Raw genomic sequence first — 18,489 nt, 5'->3', positions numbered from 1 at the left:
CTAGCGGGGCGCGGGCAGCGCCTGGGGGGCCTTCGCGCCGCCGCCCGTGAGGAACGCCCCGATGCTCGCGCCCTGGGCCTGCTTCAGCGCGATGCACTGGTCCACGACCTCCAGCACCTGCCGGAGCACGCGCTCGGAGCCGGGCACCTTGCTGGCGCGCGGCTCGAAGAAGGCGGCCACCTCCTGGCGCTTGGCCGCGTCGCAGTAGCCGGCGCCCATGAACGCCAGCCGGGCCCCCATGCCCTCCGGCATCAGGCCCGACTTGCCGTCGGGGCCCACCAGCGTGTCGTAGTGCGCCTTCACGAAGTCGACGGCGGTGTCGCGGGTGGCCGGGTTGCGCGACGCCCCGAAGAGCAGCCACAGGTTCTCACGCGCGTCCTGACCCGGGTCCAGCAGCAGGTCCAGGTTCGCCGTCACGAGCTTCGGGTCGGTGACGTGGGACAGGCCGCCCAGCAGCTGCTGGCGATGGTAGCGGTCCTTCTCCGCGCGCAGCGCCCCCAGCAGCTTCGCCTGGAAGGCCGCGTCCCCGTGCTCCATGGCGATGGAGAGCACCACGGTCACCACGTCCGGGGACACCGCCTTGCGGTCCTTCAGCCACTGGTCCGCCAGGGTGCGCGCCTCGGCGACGAGCTTCGGGTCGTCGCCCTCGTTGCCGGCCAGCTCCAGCAGGCGCGGCCGCAGCAGGCGCAGATCCTCGCTCTCCCCGGCCTTCGGCTTGAAGCCCAGCTTGCGCGCGCGCGGGCCGAAGGTGTCCCGGATGTAGCGGGAGCGCGCCGGGTCCTGGGCCTCCGTGAGCAGCCGCCGCGACACGAGGTCCAGCAGGTCCAGGCCGGCCTCCAGCACCTGCCGGTCCGGGTCCTCCGCCACGCCCGTGAGCAGCGGCAGGGCCTCCGTCGCGGGCAGCAGGCCCGCCTGCGCCAGGGCCAGTGAGTCCCCCAGCAGCACCACGCGCTCCGCGCGCGACAGCTTCGACAGGCCCGCCTTCATCAGCTTCTTGCGCGTCTCATCCGACAGCCGCACGCGGTAGTAGCCCGCGCCCTCCGCGTTGGGGAACACCCACGCCGGGCACCCCTTCGCCCCGCTCAGCGCGACCTCCGCCTTCTCCTCCGTCATCAGCGTGCACGCGGTGGCGTTCTTGCCGGCCGCGTCCGGGTACTTCACGCACACCGGCACCTTCCACAGCTGCGCGCCAGGGGACTGGGAGCCCAGGCGCAGGTAGCGCTGCTGGGTGAGGGCCACGCGCGGCGCGCCGCCGTCGCACGTCAGGGCGGCGGTGATGAAGGGCGCGCCCGTCTGGTCCAGGAAGCTGTTCATCACCTGGGCCACGTCCTTGCCGGACTCGGCGGACAGCGCGTCCAGGAAGTCCTTCGCGGTGGCGTTCTTGCCCGCGTGCGCGCGCAGGTAGCGCTGGATGCCCTTCTGGAAGACGTCCTGGCCCAGCCAAGTCTCCGTCATCGCCAGCACGGCGCTGCCCTTGCCGTAGGTGATGCCGTCGAAGGCGTTCTGGATGTCACCGGAGTCGTGGATGGGCTGGCGGATGAAGCGCGCGGACACCAGGCTGTCCGAGTCCAGCGCGCCGTTGCGCTCCTGCACGCGCTCCACCGGCGCGTCCCACGTGGGCTGCCACGACTCCACGATGCGCGGGGTCATCCACGAGGCGAAGGACTCGTTGAGCCACAGGTCGTCCCACCACGCCATGGTGACCAGGTCGCCGAACCACTGGTGCGCCAGCTCGTGCACCTGCACGTCGGCGAACGCGCGCTGCCGGAGCACGGTGTCCTCTTCCGGCTTCGACAGGATGAGGCGCGAGTTGAACGTCACCAGGCCCGGGTTCTCCATGGCCCCGCCCAGCAGCGGCACCGCGAGCACGTCCAGCTTCTCGAACGCGTACGGGATGCCGAAGTAGTGCTCCAGGCGCTCCAGGATTTCCGGCGTCACCTTCGCGGCCCAGGCGCCCTCGCTGGCGCGGCCCCGCGGCGTGATGATGCGCGTCTTCACGTGCTTCTGCCCCGCGTCGCGCGCGGGCAGGAAGTCGAAGGGGCCCACGCCGAAGGCCACCAGGTAGCTGGGCAGCGGCTGCGTGGGGGCGAAGCGGTGGATGTGCCAGCCGTCCGCGCCCTTCTCCTCCGCCAGCTGCGGCGTGTTGGTGACGGCCACGTTGCCATCCGGCACGTGGAAGGTGAGCTGGAAGGGAACCTTGAAGCCGGGCTCGTCGAAGGACGGGAAGGCGCGGCGGGCGCCCAGCGCCTCGAACTGGGTGTAGACGTACCAGTCGCCGTCCTCGTTGACGCGGAAGGCGCCGGACACCTCGCGCTCGGAGGCGGTGCCCGTGTACGCGATGCGCAGCTTCGCGCCGCCCACGGCCAGGGGCTTGTCCAGCGACAGGCCCAGGAAGTCCTCGCCCGCGGAGGACGGCCTCACCGCCCGCGTGACGCCGGCCTGTTCGACGGTGGCCTCCTTCACGATGAGGTCCTTGCCGTGCAGCCAGATGACGCTCGTCACCTTCGCCACGTCCAGCGTGATGTCGACGGTGCCTTCGAAGGCCGCGACCTTCGGATCCATCTTCAACACGAGGGAGTAGTTCGTGGGACGCACGTCGCCGGGCAGCCGCAGCTCCGGCGGCGTGGGCGCGGCGGGCGCGGCGGCGACAGGGGGCGTTTCCGCAGCACCGGGAGCGGGGGCGTTGCCCTGACGGGCACCACATGCCGCGAGGAAGGTAACGGTGGCCAGCGCCACCGGACGGAGCAGGTTGGGCATGGCCGCGCAGTGTGGACCAGAGCAGCCGGGCAAGGTAGCGACCCGCATGCGATGCGTGGCCTTGCTGTCAGGTCGTGTTCGCGATGGAGTGCGCCGCCGTGTCCGCCCCCCTCTCCTCGCATCCGTCCCCACCGCAAACCAACACCCCTCCCGAGGGAAGGAAGCCGCCAGAGCACCTGCGCCGCATCATCGGTTCGCCGCCAGGTCCCCTCGTGTCATTCCTGACGCGCGGCGTCTGGGCGCTGCTCACGGCGATGTCGCCCCGCGCGCGGGACGCGCTGGCGCGCTTCGTGGGCAACCTGGCGTACACGCTGGGCATCCGCCGCCGGGTGGCGCTGGACAACCTGGCGCACGCGCTGCCGGAGAAGAGCGAGCAGGAGCGCCGCGACATCGCGCGCGGCGCGTACATCACCATGGCGCGCGTGGTGGTGGAGTCCCTTCCGTCCGGAGACCGGATGACGGCGGACTGGGACCAGCAGGGCATCGAAGGCGAGGAGGCGTGGGCCGCGCTCAAGGCGCACGTGGCCACGGGCAAGGGCGCGCTGCTGGTGACGGCGCACTTCGGCAACTGGGAGCTGGTGGGCCAGATGCTGATCCGCTGGGGCGTGCCGCTCAACGCGCTGGTGCGTCCGCTGAAGGGCGCGCTGAACACGCGCATCGCGGTGAACCGGCTGGGCGCGGGCGCGGGGCTCATCTACCCGAAGGGCGCCATCCAGGAGATCACCGACGCGGTGAACCGGGGCGAGTCCGCGTACATGCTGCTGGACCAGGCGCTGCCGGCGAAGTCCGCGGTGTTCGTGCCCTTCTTCGGCAGGCCCGCCTCCACGACGCCCGCGATGGCGGTGGCCGCCGAGCGCACGGGCGTGCCGGTGTTCGTGGTGATGGGCGTGCGTCCGCCCGGCCCGGGCGCCCGCTTCAAGCTGGAGATGGAGGGCCCCATCCTCCCCCCCGCGCCCGGCGAGTGCGCGGACCCCATCACCGAGCACACCGCGCGCGTGACGGCGGCGCTCGAGCGCGCCATCCGCCGGCACCCGGAGCAGTGGCTGTGGCTGCACCGCCGCTGGAAGGTGCAGCCTCCGGCGCCCGGCCTCACCGAGGGTCCGGCGCCGAAGGAGCGCGCTACTCCACCACCACGCGGCGCAGGTGCGCGCCCAGGCGGGTGAGCAGCTCGTAGTGGAGGGTCTGGGCCCAGCCGGCCAGGGACTCGGCGGACACGGACTCCTCGCCGTCGCGGCCCAGGAGCGTCGCCGTCACCGGGCGCTCGTCGGACGCGGCGCGCGTCACGTCCACCATCAGGTGGTTCATCATCACGCGGCCCAGCACCGCGCACCGCCGCCCGTTCACCAGCACGTGCGCCTTGCCGGACGCGAGGCGCGGATAGCCGTCGTAGTAGCCCACCGGCAGCACCGCGAGGCGCGTAGGCTCCGGGCAGCGGTACGTGCAGCCGTAGCCCACGTAGCTGCCCGCGGGCAGCCACTTCACCACCTGGCTCCGGCACCGCCACGACAACACCGGCTTGAGCACCGGCAGCTCGCCCAGCACCAGCCGCGCGGACAGCCGCGTCTCCGGAGAGGGCCACAGGCCATACAGCGAGATGCCCACCCGCGCCGCCTCGTAGCGCGCCCGGGGCAGCACCAGCGCCGCGGCGCTCGCGGAGATGTGGCGCTGCAGCGGCTTCGCGGGCTTCAGCTGCGCGTCCAGGTGCTTGAGCGCCGTCTCGAACGCGTCCAGCTGCGCGAGCGCGTACCCCTGCTCCGTCACGTCCTCCGTGTTGGCGAAGTGGCTGAGCACGCCCACCGGCTCGAACACGTCCGGCGCGTCCGCGAGGAACGCCGTCTCCCTGGGCAGTTGATCCAACGTGAAGCCCTCGCGGCCCAGGCCCGTGTCCACGTGCACGTGCACGCGCAGGGGGCGCGGGAGCCTCGCGGCGCGAAGGCCCGGCACCGCGTCCGCCCAGGAGCGGTCCGCCACCACCACGTCGATGCCCTCGCGCGCCAGCACGACGGCCTCCTCCGGCGACACGGCGCCCAGCACCAGCACCTGCCGCGCCGGCAGCCCATGGGCCGCCTCGTGCGCGCGCACCTGGAGCGCGTCCTGGGGCGCGATGAAGTAGAGGACGTCCACGCCCGCGTGCACCAGGGGCAGCACCTGCGCGAGCCCGTGGCCATAGGCGTTGCCCTTGAGCACCACGCCCAGCGCCCGGGGCACCGGGCCGGATGACTCCAGCGCGCGGAACGCCGCCACGTTGTGCTGGAGGTGGGACGCGCTCACCTCCAACCACGAGGAGTGCACCGCGTCCCCAGGCCCGCCACCGACTTGCTCCACGTTCACACCTCCGCGCCTTCCTGCGTCCATCCGCCTCTACCAGCAAAGCGTGGGCCATGGGCGGCCGTGGCTGGAGAGCCACAGTGGGCCGTTCGCCGCTCGGGCGGACGAGGTGGAGGCCGGGCGCCCCGCACGGCCAGGGGGGCGTGCGCGGGTGGACACGCGCGGGCCGGAGCGTATCCCGGGGGACACCTGACAGGTGGGAGCACGGCCGCGACGTGAAGGGTGACACGGCGGCGCGACAGGGGCCGGTGCTAGTGTCCTTCCTCGTGGCCGCCCCGGATCTGCCCCTAGCCCAGGCCTTCATGACCGCCCGAGGAGGAGCGGAGCCGGCAGGCGCCCTCTCCATCCTCCAGGAGCGGCTGGCCACGGCCCTGGAGACAGCGCGTCAATCGTGGCCCGGCGTGGCGCTGGAGGGCCCGCGCTTCGCGGCGCACCTGGCGCGGCTGGTGCCCGCGGACGGCAACGAGGAGACGTGGGGGCGGCTGCACATGACGGACGTCTACCTGGCGCGCGCGGCGGCGGACGGGCTGCCCGCGGCGCTGGCGACGTTCGAGCAGCGGCTGATGCCGGAGGTGGACGCGGCGGTGGCGCGCCTGAAGCTGCCGCCGGCCGGGCTGGACGAGGTCCGTCAGGCGCTGCGGCAGCGGATGCTGGTGGGCAGCGCGGAGGCCCCGGCGCGGCTGGCGGCGTACCCGGGCACGGGTCCGCTGGCGGGCTGGGTGCGCGCGGCGGCGCTGTGGCTGGCGTTGGACTGGCAGCGGCAGCGCTCGGGGCAGGCCCAGTCGGAGGACGGCGACCTGTCCATGCTGGTGGCGCCGGGGGACGACCCGGAGCTGGCGTACCTCAAGCAGACGTACCGCGCGGAGTTCACCGCGTCCTTCCAGGCGGCGCTGGCGGCCCTGTCCGCGCGGCAGCGCAACTTCCTGCGGCTGAAGTACCTGGACGGGCTGGGCATCGACCAGCTGGGCGCGCTCTATGGCGTGCACCGCTCCACGGCGGCGCGGTGGGTGGTGGGCGCGCAGGAGGAGCTGCTGGAGGGCACGCGGCAGCGGCTGACGGAGCGGCTGCGGCTGACGCGCTCACAGCTGGACAGCGTGCTGCGGCTCATCTCCAGTCAGTTGGACGTGAGCCTGAGCCGGCTTTTGCGCACGCATTCCGAGTAACGCGGCGCGCGAGGCCCCGTCCGCCCGCGAGGAGCCCGAGAATCCCGGCAGGGCATTCGCGGACAGTGCGTTAAAGAGTGGGGAGATGCGAACGCTCTTCATCGGGGATGTGCACGGCTGTTCCAGCGAGCTGGATGCGCTCCTGAAGGCGTGTGGCTGGACGCCCGCGGACCGGGTGGTGCTGGTGGGCGACCTGGTGGCGAAGGGGCCGGACTCGGCGGGCGTGGTGCGCCGCGCGCGCGAACACGGCTTCCTGGCGGTGAAGGGCAACCACGACGCGCACGTGCTGCGCTGGCACGCGGGCCGGGCCGCCAAGGGCAAGAAGCTCAAGCCGGAGCACCGGCAGGTGATGGACACGCTGACGGCGGAGGACTGGGCCTATCTGGAGACGCTGCCCGCCTACGCGCACTTCCCGGACCTGAAGGTGCTCGCGGTGCACGCGGGGCTGGTGCCAGGGGTGCCGCTGGCGGAGCAGCGGGAGGAGTTCCTGCTCAACCTGCGCAGCATCTCCGCGGATGGGACGCCGTCGAAGCGGCTGGAGGCAGGCGCGCCCTGGGGCAGCCTGTGGAAGGGCCCCGAGCTGGTCATCTTCGGCCACGACGCCATGCGCGGCCTGCAAAGGCATCCCTTCGCGGTGGGCCTGGACTCCGGCTGCGTCTACGGCGGCAAGCTCACCGCGTACGTGCTGCCGGAAGGAAAGTTCTACTCCGTCCCGGCAGCCCGCGCGTACATGGCGCTGTGAGCGGCGCCTCGCGCCCCGCTCAGTACGGCAGCGACTGGCCGCGCTCCTGGATGGACGTGACCAGGCCCTGGCGCGCGGAGCCGTAGAGGCCCGCGTCCAGCACGCCCGCGCCAGTGTCCAGCAGCCACAGCTCCAGCGCGCCCGAGCCACCGGACGCAGCCGGGGTCGCCACCGCCACGCCTGCGGCGCCCAGGCTCACGGGCACCACGGACGCGACGGCGGTCAAACCCATCGCCTTGAGGAAGTTCCGGCGGTTCGAGTCTCCCGACATGACACGCTCCTTCGCTTGAAGAGTCCCGCCCTCGCGGGCTTCAGGGTTGCGCTGCCTGCACCTGTGACGCCACCACCGTGAACAGCTCCGGGTCCAGGTGGGCCCTGGACCCCAACAACAACCGCTCCTCCACCGCCCGCGACGCGTCCTCACGCAGCTGCGTGCGGCCCCCCACCGCGAGCTCCACGACGTCGCGGTACACCGTCGCCTTCGCGCCGTCCGCCCACGTCACCGTGAAGCCCCGGTAGCCCAGGCCCACGTCGGGCAGGGGCCGCGTCCCCGTGGGCAGGGCGTCCACCGCCTCCCGCAGGGCGCGCGACTCGTCCGCGGACAGCGCCCAGTTGGGCGGTTCGCGGCCGCTGAAGACATCCACGCTCGCCCGTGCCGCTGAAGCCATGGACCGCTCCTCCGCTGCCGGCGGGTCGGACGGAGCGCCGCCCGTCGCGCACGCCCAGGCTCCCAGGAGTCCCAGGCCCGCCGCCAGCCACGCGCCTCGCGATGCCCGCTTCACGACACCGTCACGTTGTAGCCGCGGTAGTAACCGCAGAACACCGTGTAGCCGCCCCGGTTGCACGTCTCCGGGTTGAGGATGAGCTGGTTGGAGTTGTCGTAGTTGCGCGCCGCCGTCTGGCCCGGCTTGTGGCACCAGTGGCTGTTCGCGCAGTAGCGATACCAGTGGTAGTCATAGTTCGGCCAGATGACCAGACAGACATTGTAATTGGCATCCGCCCGGCACGTCGTCAGCCACCCGTCGCGCACCGCCCCGCCGCCCACCGCCGCGCAGTCGATGCTGGTGTACATGGACCCGGACGCGCGGCCCGGCTGCGCGAAGGTGTTGGTGCGCAGGTTGCTCGCGAAGTTGTAGCAGTTGTTGTAGGCGAGGTTCGCCGCGCCGTTCCAGAAGCTGAAGTCCGTGTCGCTGGTCAGCGCCGCCGGGCTGCAGAGGGTCATCACGCCCTGCACGTCCAGGGACTGGAGGATGACGGACTCGGCCTCCGCCAGCACCGGGCCCGGGTCGCGCAGGTCCAGCCGCGCGCTCTCCGCGGAGTGCAGGAGGAAGCGCGAGCTCTCCGCGGCCTCCGGCTGGAACGCGCCACCCAGGCGCACCACCGGCGGCAATCCCAGACGCTTCCAGTCGTCCGCCATGCCGGTGTCCTCGGCACGCACGATGAAGCCCCTGTAACCCAGACCCCCCGTGTCAGCACCCAATGGCAACAACAGCCCGGGGTCCGCGCGGATGCGTTCGGTCAACTGCCGTGCCTCCCGCTCCGTCAACGCCCACCGCGGATTGGGACGCCCCGAGAAGATATCCAGCTCGACAGTCACCATGCGACACCTCTGGAGACGCTGGCGAAGACACGCCAAGCGCCAGGGAAGGCGGGAGGGTTGTCTGTTCTGGATACGGCCAAAGGCACTCATACGTCAAGTGAAGTTCTCGCTTTTCACGAAATTGACGTTTAACGCATTAAGGCAATTTAAATAGGGATTGAAGATTCCTCTCATGGCCGCCGGATGCGTTTGGGGACGCAGGGGTGCGGGGCGCTCGGCGCTGTCGCTATGCTGCCTTCCATGAGGTCTCTCCCTGCATCCCTTCAGCCCTCGCCGCGCGTGTTGGCGGGGCGGCGTGCGTTCCTTGGGTGGATGGGAGCGCTCGCGGTCTCGGGCTGCTCCCGAGAGGGGAGCATGGCTCGGACGAGGTCCTCCGAACCCCTCACGGGCAGCTGGCGCGGGTTGCTGTACCTCCGGCAGGAGCGCCCCGGTTCGCGGCGTGACCTGTGGCTCCAATCCCTCGACGGGCAGCGGCACGTCGCGCTCACGGACAGCGGCAGGGTGGCGGCATGGAACCGCCCCCAGGTGGAAGGCCCCATCAACGGAGCCAGCATCTCGCCGGATGGCACCCGCGTGGCCTACGCGGAGCGGCAGGGAGACCTCGCGTCCGCGCAGCCGTGGAACGTCCTGTTCGTGGTCAACGCCGACGGCACGGGTCGGCGCAAGCTCGTGGACCTGCGCGACCTCCCACCGCCGCCAGCCGGACTCCGGGCGGGGACGTTCATCTGGTCCCCGGATGGGACACGTCTGGCCTATGTCCTGGAGACTCCCGGCCCTGGCTGCGCGGCCCTGAGTCTCCACCTCGTGGACGTCGCGTCCGCCCAGGCCCAGGTCGCGGACTTCCCGTTGAGCCCCCAGGTGGGAGAGGCCCAATTGCTGGCATGGTCCTCGTCGCGGAACGAAATCGCGTTCGCCAGCCGGTGCGGCGCCTCGGGGGAGCAACGCCTGTGCGTCCTGGAGGTGTCCACGGGCAAGGTGCGAGCCCGACCGTCCGAGGGGCCCTCGGTCTCACCCGACGGCGTCCGCGCCTTCGTCGCCGCCACCTCCCCCGCGGGAAGGAGGGCGGCCCTGCTGAAGCTGGATGAAGCCTTCACCATCGAGCACACCCTGGAGTCCTCCGGACGGTTCACCTGGTACCACCAGCGTCCCGGGGGGCTCTTCACGGAGGTGACACCCGAACGCGCGACGACGGAGTGCGCGGGCGTGACGCCTCCACCCCAGCGGCTCTCCCGCTGGGAGCCTGGGACGCGCGCGCGTCAACCCGTGCGTCAGGACGCCACCGCGTTCACGGTGCTGGCCTTCTCGCCGGACGACACCCAGGCCCTCGTGAGCATCCTCGCCGGACGGGACGACACACAGGCGGGCTTCTGCGGCGAGGGGTGGCTCCAGCGCCTCCACCTGGTGCGGCGGGAGGACCTGGAGAGCGAACTCCCGCGGGAGCAACTCCTCGCGCGAAGCGTCGCGCTGGCGAAAGCGCAGCCCTGGCCGGGACCTGGGAACGCGCGCTACCTGGGTTGGCTGCGCTGAACGCCGCCCAATCCCATCCCAATGACAATCACTTCCATGTCCGGGTCCGCCTCCGTCGGCCAACCCCAGGCATCCCCTCTCCCCCGGGCCTCCAAAGGACGCGCCCCCTCCGCACGACGCGAGAACCCCGTCACCCTGTGGGCTCACGGTGTCTTCCGCACGCACCCGAGGCTCTGTCATATTCCGTGGAGGTCATCTTTTTCCGGGAGGGTCACAACATGGTCCGCACCTCATGCCTCGTCAGCGCGGTGCTCCTCGCGAGTGCCTGCCAGAAGCCCCCGGAGGCTTCCCCGGCCGCGCCTTCCGCCGCGCCCGCCGTGGCCCTGGTGAAGGTGGCTCCGTTCTCGCTGTCCGTGTTGCAGGACGCGGCGCCGTCGGGCTGTACGTGGTCGCGCCTGGAGTCGGACGGAAGACGCAGGGCGCTGGTGATGGTGGATGCGCCATGTGACGGGCTCCAGCTGGCGTGGAGCGCGGATGGCCTGCACGCGGCCGTGCGCGACCCGGGCGGCAGCGCGCGGGGGCCCGGGCGGGTGTGGATGGTGGACCTGACGGCGGGACAGGCGTCGGCGCAGCTGTTGCCCGAGGAGGGCCTGACGGGCGCGGTGGGCTTCGACTCGGCGGGGCGGCTGGTGGCGCTGACCGCGCACACCGGCGAGCTGGTGCGGAGGGACGACGGCGCGAAGGACTACTTCCTCTTCGAGGGTCGGCGCATCCCCATCCCGGAGACGGAGGAGGGCGCGGGGCTCGCGCATGCGTACCGCCTGGAGAGCGGGGCGTGGAAGCGCATCGAGACGGTGGCCACGCGCGGTGACGCGGACGCCGTGTTCGCGCTCACCACGACGGGGATGCTGGTGTCCTCCACCGTGGCCGGGGACCCGGACGCGCTGAGCGTCCAGGCGCTGGACGAGGGGAGCCAGGAGGCCGCTCGGCTGGACGCGGTGGTGCCCCACCGGGGCCATGACGTGTTCGGCGGCTGGGCCCGCGTGGAGTCCCGGGGCGAGCCGATCTACGCGTGGCAGACCGCGGGCGAACAGACCTCCCTGATGATGCCGGTGCGCTGGGAGGTGGAGGACGGCCACCTCGCCGAACCGGAGGGGCTGGCCCTCCCCGCCCGAAGCCCCGTGTCCGTGACGGCGCGCGGAGACCTGCTGCTGCTCGCGGGGACGACGCAGGCGCGCGTCTACGACCTGGGCTCCCGGCACCTGGCCGCGTCGTTCGACGGCTTCCGGGACGCGCGCTTCTGGCCCCAGCCCGGCTCGCGGGTGCCACGCAGCGCCACCGCCACCTCCGGGCAGCCGTAGGCCGCGCCCCAGGCTCCCGCGCTGGAAGCCCCGCCGCGCGCGGGCCCCGGCCCCGGGGTGACGCTCAGAACTGTCCCGCGCTCTTGAGCGTCGCGAACATGATGACCGCGTAGCCGCCGCCACAGACGCAGCAGGAGAGCACCGGCGCCAGGAACGCGCCCGCGATCGCCGTGCCCCAGGAGGTCTTGTGCAGCGCGCGGTACGTCACCGCGCGCAGACCCGCCGCCCAGAAGGGCGCGGCGTACAGCGCGACGAAGGGAATCACGCCGACGATGTACGGCGACTGGGAGAGCGCGTGCGCGCGCATCGTCACCGAGAAGCCTCGCTCCACGCCGCCCATGCGGAGGATGAGGTGGTCCAGGCCCGCGTTCACCAGCGTCATGCCCGTGCTGAAAAAGGGCATCAGCACCGTCCAGAGCGCCATGCCCGCCGTCAACCACGGCTTCATCGACTCCAGATCCTCCGCGCTCGCATCCTTCGCGGGGACCAGCCCCAGGATGAGGCCGATGAACACCGTGTAGACGAGGCCCGTGGACAGGAAGCCGGCGATCGCCGACAGCAGCACGAAGCCCAGGGAGCTGCTCACCGGCGCATCCGGGTTGAGGCCCCGGAGCGTCTCCGTGGGCCGCAGCAACATGCCGAAGCACGTCTTCCAGAACGCCTTGAGCGTCCCCAGCTCCTCGCGCTGGTCCCACGGCACCTGCCCCAGGGGCTCACGCTCGTGGCAGCTGGCGCAGATCGCGCCCTCCCGGCCCGCGCGCAGGCAGTGGGCGCACGCGAACACACCACACCGGGGGCACGTCGCCACGCTCCGCCACTGAGGGTGCACGGCGCAGACGGGCTCGGCGCCACCCGCGTCCGCGGTCAACAGCAACGGCGCACCACACGCGCGGCACGTCTCCGCGCCAGGAGCGAAGGGGGCACGACAGGAGGGACAGGTAGGCTTCATCGCCGCGCATCCTCGCACGGCCCTGGCCCCGTCACGCACGAAGCCTTCGCGGGCCCCACGGCGGGCGCGAGGCGGCGCTCCAGGCTTACGGCTCCTGCGAGGACTCCGGGTCCACCACCGGCACGGTCGGGAACGGGGCTCCGCTGGGGGCCTTGTCCTGCGCGGACGCGCCGCCAGGCGGACGCGGCGCCCGAGCCTCCTGCGCCGCCCTCGCCTGCCGGGCCCGCTTCGCCTGCGCCAGCGCCGCCTTCGCCGCGCCCGCGTCCCCCAAGGCCCGCTCGCGCTTCGCCAGCGCCTCCCACAGCTCCGGCGCGTCCGGGTGCACCGTCACGGCGGCTCGCAAGAGGCCCCTCGCCACCTTGGGCGAGCGCATGTCCACGAGCCGCTTCAGGAAGCCCGCGGGCGACAGCACCAGCGACCCCTCTGGCGTCTCGAAGGCCTCGCGCACGTGCGGGATGGCCTCCGCCTCCCGGTCCTCCTCCAGCAGCCCCACCGCCTGCGCCAGGTGCGCGTCCATGGACTCCGGCTGGAGCTCCGTCGCGCGCTCCAGCCAGCGCATCCGGTCCACCGGCTTGCGCTTCGCCCGGTCCGCCAGCGTCACCAGCTCATCCGTGTAGTCCGGCCGCACCGCGGGCGCGCGCACGGCCGCCTCCTTCAGCGCGGGCCACAGCCGCTCGGGATCCTTCGTGGCCTCCAGCCGGGAGCGCCGCAGCGCCGGCACCTCCGCGCGCTTCCACCCCGCGACGAAGCGGGCCACGTCGCCGCGCACGGACGCGCTGAAGCGCTCCGCGTCCGGGCACTTCAGGGACTCGCACGCGGCCAGGTAGTCCGCGAAGAAGGCCGCCGCGCCCTGCGTCCGGTACGCGCGCAGCCGCTCCGCGCCCAGCGCCCGCTCCACCGTGGCCGCCATGTGCGCGCCCACCCGGATGAAGAGCGATTCGCCCCGGGGCTCGTGCGCGCCGCGGATCCGCTCCATCGCGCCGCGCGGGTCCCTGACGATGATGGCGCGGTCGAAGAGCGAGGACACCTTCGCGAACGCACCCGCCAGGTCCGGCTCCGGCGGCAGCGTCCCCGGGCCGCGCGTGGCCCAGTCGTGGTACGCGAGCCCGTAGCTCGCGAGCCGCCCCATGCCCTCGTACTCCACCGCGTCCACGGGGTCGGTGAGGTGGGCGCCTCGGCCCGGCGCGCCCTCGTCCAGGACGATCTCCATCAACCGGATGGACAGCCGGCGCAGCCGCTTCCCCTCGTCCTCCACGTTGGTGGCCAGCGCGATGGCGGTGTCCTCCGCGGGCAGCAGCACCAGCAGCGTCGTCGTCTCGGGCTGTCCGCCCGCGTGCGCGACGATGTAGTGGCCCCGGAGCGGATAGGTGGCGAAGCCCATGCCGTAGTCGGTGATGCGGCCGTCGCGCGTCACCATCGTCGCCTGCATGCGGCCCATCGTCTCGCGCGTCACCAGCGTGTGGTCCAGCACGGCGCGCGCGAAGCCCAGCAGGTCCTCCACCGTCGCGCGCGTGCCGCCGCCGCCAAAGCGGCTGGTCACGTCCAGGAAGCGCGACGGCTTCAGCGCGCTGCCGGCCACGCGGTAGCCCACCGCCTGCTGCGCGTCGCGCGTGCTCAGCTCGTCCAGGTCCGCGTGGCTCATGTTCGCGGGCCCGAAGACGTGGTCGCGCAGGTACTCGCGATAGGACTGGCCGGACGCCGTCTCCACCGCCGCGCCCAGCAGGTTGAAGCCCCACGTCGTATACAAGTAGCGCGTGCCCGGCTCGGACATGAGCGGGCGGTCCGCGAACAGGCCGATGGCCTCCTTCGTCGTCACCGGCTTCGTGTTCTTGCCAGCGCTCGGGCTGTCGTAGGTGGGCACCCCGCCCAGGTGGCCCAGCAGCTGCCGCACCGTCACCGGCCACTGCTTCACCGGGTACTCGGGCACCAGCGTGTGGATGTCCGCGTCCAGGTCCAGCTTGCCCTCCTGCGCCAGCTGCAACACCGCCACCGCCGTGAAGGACTTGGTGATGGAGGCCATGCGGTACGTGGTGCGCACCGTGGCCGGCAGCTTCTTCGCCAGGTCGCGGTAGCCATAGCCGTTCATCCACCGCTGGCCGCCACGCATCACGCCCACGGACAGGCCCGCCGTGGGGCCCTGCTTCAGGTCCGCGCGCACCAGCGCATCCAACGCGCGCTGCACCTCCGGCGGGAACTCCGCGCCGGGCTTCGCGTCGGACTCGGGTGCGACGGCCTTCGCGCTGGGCTCCCGCGCGGGCGGCGCTGCCTTCGAGCCGGGCGCCGGAGTAGACCCAGCGGGCACCGGCGTGGACCCAGCGGGCACCGGCGTGGACGCAGTGGGCACCGGCGTGGACGCGGCAGGCGCGGGTGCCGGCGTGGACGCGGCAAGCGCGGGTGCCGGCGGGACGGCGAGAGCGGGCCCCGCGACCACGAACAGCCACAGCGCGACCAGGCTCCGCTTCATGGCACGACCTCCGCGCTCCGACCGTTTCCGTGACCCGCGGGACGCGCCGGGGGCGCCGCTCGCGAGGACGTGAGCGCTGACGCGGGCGTCGCGCCCTCGTTCGCCCACGCCGCCATCAGCGCGTCCGCGACCAATTGGCCCAGCAGGTCCAGGCCCTGGCCACGCGGATGCACCAGGTCCTCGTGCATGAACCCCGCTTGATCAAAGCGCGCGAGCGAACCCGCGCCGCCCATCGCTGCGTACAGGTTGAAGAAGCCGCAGCCCTCGGCGAGCGCCACCTCGCGCTCGGCGGTGATGGCCGCCTCCAGGAACGGCCGCTGCGACAGGGGCTTTCCCTTCTCGTGCGAGTCCTGCACCGCGTCCATGGGGCCCACCACCAGGCACGCGCTCCCGGGCGCGGCGGCATGGGTGCGGCGCAACAGCGTGGTCAGGTCCTTGCGCACGGTGGGCAGGTCCGTGCGCTTCCACTCCAGGCGCTTGGACTCATTGCCGCCCAGGAAGAAGAGCAGCAGCTTCGGGTCCCGCTGCTGGAGCTGCGCCTTCAGCGCGTCCTCCTCCAGCCGCGCGTACAGCGTGGCGTCCGAGGACGGCACGCCGAGCATGTCCAGCACGACGCCGGGCGCGTCCTTCTGGAGCACCACGCCCTGGACGATGGCGCCCTCGCCCTCCGCCGTGACGTCCAGCCACTTCGCGCCCGGGGGCAGGTCGAAGGACGTGGTGCGGCTGGCGCCGTCCCCCTGGGGCTCCGTGCGCGTGAGCACCGTGCCGTCCACCGACACGGCGAGGCGGCCCGCGCCCGCAATGTCCTTCCACCACAGGGTTCCGCGCGGCTCTCCGTCCAGCTTGAAGCGGCCCCGCGCGCGCCTCTCGGTGGCCACGTGGTACACGCCGGTGATGCCGAACGGGTGCGGCGGCGCGTGCAGCTCGCCCAGGGTGCGCGGCTCCCAGCCATCGCTCACGGCGGCCGTGCGCGTCCTTCCGCCGTAGGGCGCCATGCGGTCCACCAACAGCACGCCCCGGCCCGCGCCACCAAAGGCGGCCACCAGCTCATCACGCACGATGTCCACGATGCGGTCGCCCGCGATGAGCGAGTTGCCGAACGCGGCGATGACCGTGGGGGTCTGCGTCGTGCCTTCCCGCAGCCCGTCCAGCGACATGAAGAACGGCGTCAGCGCGACGCGAGCGCAGCCAGTGTCCGAGGACTCCAGGCATGGCGCCTCCACCGCCGCGCCGGTCGCACCGAGGCGCGTGGCCAACGCGCGCAGGCGCTGCGCACGCGCGGTGGTGGGCGGAAGGGCACGGAACGCGGAGCGCCGGGGCTTCGGGTTCGCGCCGCCGGGCCCGGAGGCCCCGGCCTGTGGAGCAGCCCCCGTCACCCCGCGTGCGCCCGCCACGGCCTCCCCCGTCGTCGCGCGTGCACCCGGTCCCGCATCCGCCTCGCCACGAGAGGCTTCGGACGTCGCGGCCTCCTCGACCGGGGACAGCGCGGAGGCCTGATCCTCCACGGGGCCGGTCCTCCCGGAGGCCTGCTCGTCCACGGAGCCGGGCCGCACGGCGTCTGGCTTCTCCGCGGAGCCGGACCGCGCGGAGTCCTGTTTCTCCGCGGAGCCGAGCCGCGCGGAAGCTTGCTCCTCCACGGAGCCGGACCGCGCGGAGTCCTGTTTCTCCGCGGAGCCGAGCCGCGCGGAAGCTTGCTCCTCCACGGAGCCAGACTGCGCGGAGTCCTGCCCACCCACGGTGCTGGGCCTCGTGGAGTCCTGCTCGTCCACGGAGCCGGGCCGCGCGGAAGCTTGCTCCTCCACGGAGCCGGGCCGCACGGACGATTCCTTGCGAGCGGCGTCCGGCGAGGCGGACTGCTCCGAGGTCGGCGTGAGGGGGAACCGGTGAGGGGGTGTGCGGGGCTCGCACCCGGGGAGCAGGGCACCCGCCAGGACAGCGAGCAACCACGCGCGCCGGAGCCCCCGCGAGACATCGGGAACCGTCATGTGGCCGCCGAGCGTAGACGAAACCCCGGGCCCGCGCATGTTCCCCACCACATGCTCGGCCGCCCCGCGGGCCGCCCCGGTGCTCCCTCCCGAACAGCCCATCCGTCCAGCACCGCACGCTCCAGCCCTGGAGCCGTGCCGGGAAGAACCGCTTTCCTCCGCCCAGCGCAAATGCAGGGTCCGGCCGCGAACATGCTCCCTTCACATGGCGCGGGGCGCCCCCAAATTATCCGCCGCCATCTATGGGGAAGAACAGGCTCACAACGTGGACGAAGCTCCACCGGCGATTCGGCGACCACGTCCGCGGCATGCGCAACAGCCGTGAACTGACGCAAGAGGCCCTCGCTGAACGCAGTGACCTGTCGGTGGATGCCATCCGCCGCATCGAACGAGGCGCCTTCTCGCCGTCGCTCGACACGCTCGGCAAGCTGTCCGTGGGACTGGACGTGTCGCTCAAGACGCTCTTCCACTCCTTCGACATGGAGCGCAGCGACGGCGTGGCGGAGATCTGCGACTACCTCGCGTGCCGCAGCGGCTCGGAGGTGAAGCTCGCGTGGCGCGTGCTCCAGGCCATGTTCGACGAGCCCTGAGCCGCGCGCCCTGCCGGTCGTACCCGGCAGATGTTCCCTGTCCCCCCGCGCACGTCTGACCTATGCGTCGGCCCTCATGAGCCGCGCGCCGCCCCCCCTTCTCATCGTCGAGGACGACAGCGACCTGCGCGACGCGCTCGTGGAGATCCTCCTCGCCGAGGGGTTCACCGTCGCCGCCACCGCATCCGGTGACGAGGCGTTCGCGTGGCTGGAAGCCCATCCGGCCCCGGCGCTGGTGCTCCTGGACATGTGGGCGCCGCGCAGGGACAACTGGAGGTTGCTGGACGCCCTGCACCACCTGCCCCGGTTCGCGGACGTGCCCGTCGTGGCCATCAGCTCCCGCGATGAGAAACACCCCGCCATCCGCGGGGTGCTCTCCAAGCCCTTCGACCGCGAGGCGCTCGTCGCCAGCGTGCGCCGGTACGCGCGCGCCGTGCACTGACCGGGCTCAGGTGCCCGGCGGAGTCCGCGCGCCCAGCCGCCCCGCCACGCCCGGGTCCAGGCGGAACGAATCGAAGAAGCGATCCGCGTCCTTCGGCGGACGCCCCTCCGGGTGCAGCAACAGCTGCTGATACAGGCACGGCCCCACCATGAAGAAGCGGCCTCGCAGGCGGCGCGGGCCGGACACGCCGCCCACCTCCTGGCCCGGGAAGCCTCCCTCCATCTCCAGCGGCTTCGCGGTGACGCCCGTCGCGCCCAGGGCCTCCAGCGCGCCCTGGCTGGCGCGGTCCACCACGTCGCGCGGGCTCACCTGGGCCACGGCCGCGGGCGGGAAGTCCGTGTAGGAGACGTAGTAGGCGGTGTCCTCCTGCGTCCGCGCGGAGATGAACGTGTGCAGCGTCACCTCGCCCACGTCGGTGGGCTGCACGCGCCGCTCCTCGGTGACGGGGCCGGGGAACGCCACGCTGAAGCCCCCTTCCGTGGACTGGATGACAGCGGGCGGCGCCGCCTGCACGGGCTCCTCGGCGGACACGGGGGGCGCGGACTGCGTGCGCCCCACGCACCCTCCCAACACCAACAGGGCGGCGAGCGGCATGGCCCGGCACGAACGCTTCATCATCCAGACGGTTCCTGACATGGGTG

General features: G+C 72.6%; 16 protein-coding genes. 7 read left to right on the top strand and 9 right to left on the bottom strand.

Annotated elements, in window-relative coordinates:
- Positions 1-2,757 carry a M1 family metallopeptidase gene (locus tag FOF48_RS18515; RefSeq protein WP_143903478.1) on the bottom strand — a complete coding sequence of 919 codons (2,757 nt, stop codon included), beginning with the start codon at positions 2,755-2,757 and terminating at the stop codon, positions 1-3.
- Positions 2,758-2,855: 98 nt separating this feature from the next.
- Here FOF48_RS18515 and FOF48_RS18510 point away from each other — a divergent pair, with 98 nt between their 5' ends.
- Positions 2,856-3,920, top strand: a complete 1,065-nt coding sequence (locus FOF48_RS18510) for a lysophospholipid acyltransferase family protein (protein ID WP_370456597.1) — start codon at positions 2,856-2,858, stop codon at positions 3,918-3,920.
- Here the strand turns inward: FOF48_RS18510 and alr are convergent.
- Positions 3,877-5,112, bottom strand: coding sequence for an alanine racemase (alr, locus tag FOF48_RS18505; protein ID WP_143903476.1), 1,236 nt, complete (start codon positions 5,110-5,112; stop codon positions 3,877-3,879). The two genes, FOF48_RS18510 and alr, sit on opposite strands and share 44 nt — an antisense overlap.
- 188 nt (positions 5,113-5,300) lie before the next feature.
- Between alr and FOF48_RS18500 the strand changes: the two genes are divergently transcribed.
- Positions 5,301-6,248, top strand: coding sequence for a sigma-70 family RNA polymerase sigma factor (locus tag FOF48_RS18500; protein WP_255442349.1), 948 nt, complete (start codon positions 5,301-5,303; stop codon positions 6,246-6,248).
- Between the two features lie 85 nt (positions 6,249-6,333).
- On the top strand, positions 6,334-6,990 hold the full coding sequence (locus FOF48_RS18495; protein ID WP_143903474.1) for a metallophosphoesterase: 657 nt from the start codon (positions 6,334-6,336) through the stop codon (positions 6,988-6,990).
- A gap of 19 nt (positions 6,991-7,009) precedes the next feature.
- Here the strand turns inward: FOF48_RS18495 and FOF48_RS18490 are convergent, their stop codons facing one another.
- The 3 genes from FOF48_RS18490 to FOF48_RS18480 form a co-directional block, all read right to left on the bottom strand.
- On the bottom strand, positions 7,010-7,261 hold the full coding sequence (locus FOF48_RS18490; protein WP_143903472.1) for a hypothetical protein: 252 nt from the start codon (positions 7,259-7,261) through the stop codon (positions 7,010-7,012).
- Positions 7,262-7,301: 40 nt separating this feature from the next.
- Positions 7,302-7,658: a hypothetical protein gene (locus FOF48_RS18485; RefSeq protein ID WP_143903470.1), complete on the bottom strand. Its 357-nt coding sequence runs from the start codon at positions 7,656-7,658 to the stop codon at positions 7,302-7,304.
- A gap of 110 nt (positions 7,659-7,768) precedes the next feature.
- A complete protein-coding gene (locus tag FOF48_RS18480) occupies positions 7,769-8,590 on the bottom strand; it encodes a hypothetical protein (protein ID WP_143903468.1) in 822 nt (273 codons plus the stop codon).
- A gap of 354 nt (positions 8,591-8,944) precedes the next feature.
- On the opposite strand from FOF48_RS18480, the gene FOF48_RS18475 reads away from it, so the two are divergent.
- On the top strand, positions 8,945-10,117 hold the full coding sequence (locus FOF48_RS18475; protein ID WP_186001966.1) for a PD40 domain-containing protein: 1,173 nt from the start codon (positions 8,945-8,947) through the stop codon (positions 10,115-10,117).
- A gap of 218 nt (positions 10,118-10,335) precedes the next feature.
- Positions 10,336-11,418, top strand: coding sequence for a hypothetical protein (locus FOF48_RS18470; RefSeq protein WP_143903464.1), 1,083 nt, complete (start codon positions 10,336-10,338; stop codon positions 11,416-11,418).
- Positions 11,419-11,482: 64 nt separating this feature from the next.
- On the opposite strand, the gene FOF48_RS18465 is transcribed toward FOF48_RS18470, so the two are convergent.
- The 3 genes from FOF48_RS18465 to FOF48_RS18455 form a co-directional block, all read right to left on the bottom strand.
- Positions 11,483-12,367: a zinc ribbon domain-containing protein gene (locus FOF48_RS18465; RefSeq protein ID WP_143903462.1), complete on the bottom strand. Its 885-nt coding sequence runs from the start codon at positions 12,365-12,367 to the stop codon at positions 11,483-11,485.
- An 85-nt stretch (positions 12,368-12,452) separates the two neighbouring features.
- Positions 12,453-14,831: a serine hydrolase gene (locus FOF48_RS18460; protein ID WP_255442348.1), complete on the bottom strand. Its 2,379-nt coding sequence runs from the start codon at positions 14,829-14,831 to the stop codon at positions 12,453-12,455.
- Positions 14,828-16,648, bottom strand: coding sequence for a GDSL-type esterase/lipase family protein (locus tag FOF48_RS18455; protein ID WP_255442347.1), 1,821 nt, complete (start codon positions 16,646-16,648; stop codon positions 14,828-14,830). Before FOF48_RS18455 ends, FOF48_RS18460 begins: the two co-directional genes overlap by 4 nt.
- A gap of 476 nt (positions 16,649-17,124) precedes the next feature.
- On the opposite strand from FOF48_RS18455, the gene FOF48_RS18450 reads away from it, so the two are divergent.
- Both FOF48_RS18450 and FOF48_RS18445 read left to right on the top strand, forming a co-directional pair.
- Positions 17,125-17,406 (top strand): helix-turn-helix domain-containing protein, encoded by a 282-nt coding sequence (locus FOF48_RS18450; RefSeq protein WP_235685621.1) that lies wholly within the window; start codon positions 17,125-17,127, stop codon positions 17,404-17,406.
- Between the two features lie 76 nt (positions 17,407-17,482).
- The gene (locus FOF48_RS18445; RefSeq protein WP_143903459.1) at positions 17,483-17,848 is read left to right on the top strand and encodes a response regulator transcription factor; all 366 of its coding nucleotides are present in this window, start codon (positions 17,483-17,485) and stop codon (positions 17,846-17,848) included.
- Positions 17,849-17,854: 6 nt separating this feature from the next.
- Here the strand turns inward: FOF48_RS18445 and FOF48_RS18440 are convergent, their stop codons facing one another.
- Positions 17,855-18,466: a hypothetical protein gene (locus FOF48_RS18440; RefSeq protein ID WP_255442345.1), complete on the bottom strand. Its 612-nt coding sequence runs from the start codon at positions 18,464-18,466 to the stop codon at positions 17,855-17,857.
- Positions 18,467-18,489 lie beyond the last annotated feature (23 nt).

The sequence above is a fragment of the Corallococcus sp. Z5C101001 genome, assembly GCF_007352635.1.
In the GTDB taxonomy this organism is placed as follows: Bacteria; Myxococcota; Myxococcia; order Myxococcales; family Myxococcaceae; genus Corallococcus; species Corallococcus silvisoli.
The sequence above is the reverse complement of the archived record's forward strand: the minus strand, read 5'-3'. Positions and strand labels throughout refer to the sequence as shown.

Coding starts and splice junctions, on each gene's coding strand:
- FOF48_RS18465 (WP_143903462.1), bottom strand. CDS start 12,367: ATGAAGCCTACCTGTCCCTCCTGTCGTGCCCCCTTCGCTCCTGGCGCG.
- FOF48_RS18470 (WP_143903464.1), top strand. CDS start 10,336: ATGGTCCGCACCTCATGCCTCGTCAGCGCGGTGCTCCTCGCGAGTGCC.
- FOF48_RS18485 (WP_143903470.1), bottom strand. CDS start 7,658: ATGGCTTCAGCGGCACGGGCGAGCGTGGATGTCTTCAGCGGCCGCGAA.
- FOF48_RS18515 (WP_143903478.1), bottom strand. CDS start 2,757: ATGCCCAACCTGCTCCGTCCGGTGGCGCTGGCCACCGTTACCTTCCTC.
- FOF48_RS18475 (WP_186001966.1), top strand. CDS start 8,945: ATGGCTCGGACGAGGTCCTCCGAACCCCTCACGGGCAGCTGGCGCGGG.
- FOF48_RS18495 (WP_143903474.1), top strand. CDS start 6,334: ATGCGAACGCTCTTCATCGGGGATGTGCACGGCTGTTCCAGCGAGCTG.
- alr (WP_143903476.1), bottom strand. CDS start 5,112: ATGGACGCAGGAAGGCGCGGAGGTGTGAACGTGGAGCAAGTCGGTGGC.
- FOF48_RS18450 (WP_235685621.1), top strand. CDS start 17,125: ATGCGCAACAGCCGTGAACTGACGCAAGAGGCCCTCGCTGAACGCAGT.
- FOF48_RS18460 (WP_255442348.1), bottom strand. CDS start 14,831: ATGAAGCGGAGCCTGGTCGCGCTGTGGCTGTTCGTGGTCGCGGGGCCC.
- FOF48_RS18440 (WP_255442345.1), bottom strand. CDS start 18,466: ATGATGAAGCGTTCGTGCCGGGCCATGCCGCTCGCCGCCCTGTTGGTG.
- FOF48_RS18480 (WP_143903468.1), bottom strand. CDS start 8,590: ATGGTGACTGTCGAGCTGGATATCTTCTCGGGGCGTCCCAATCCGCGG.
- FOF48_RS18490 (WP_143903472.1), bottom strand. CDS start 7,261: ATGTCGGGAGACTCGAACCGCCGGAACTTCCTCAAGGCGATGGGTTTG.
- FOF48_RS18445 (WP_143903459.1), top strand. CDS start 17,483: ATGAGCCGCGCGCCGCCCCCCCTTCTCATCGTCGAGGACGACAGCGAC.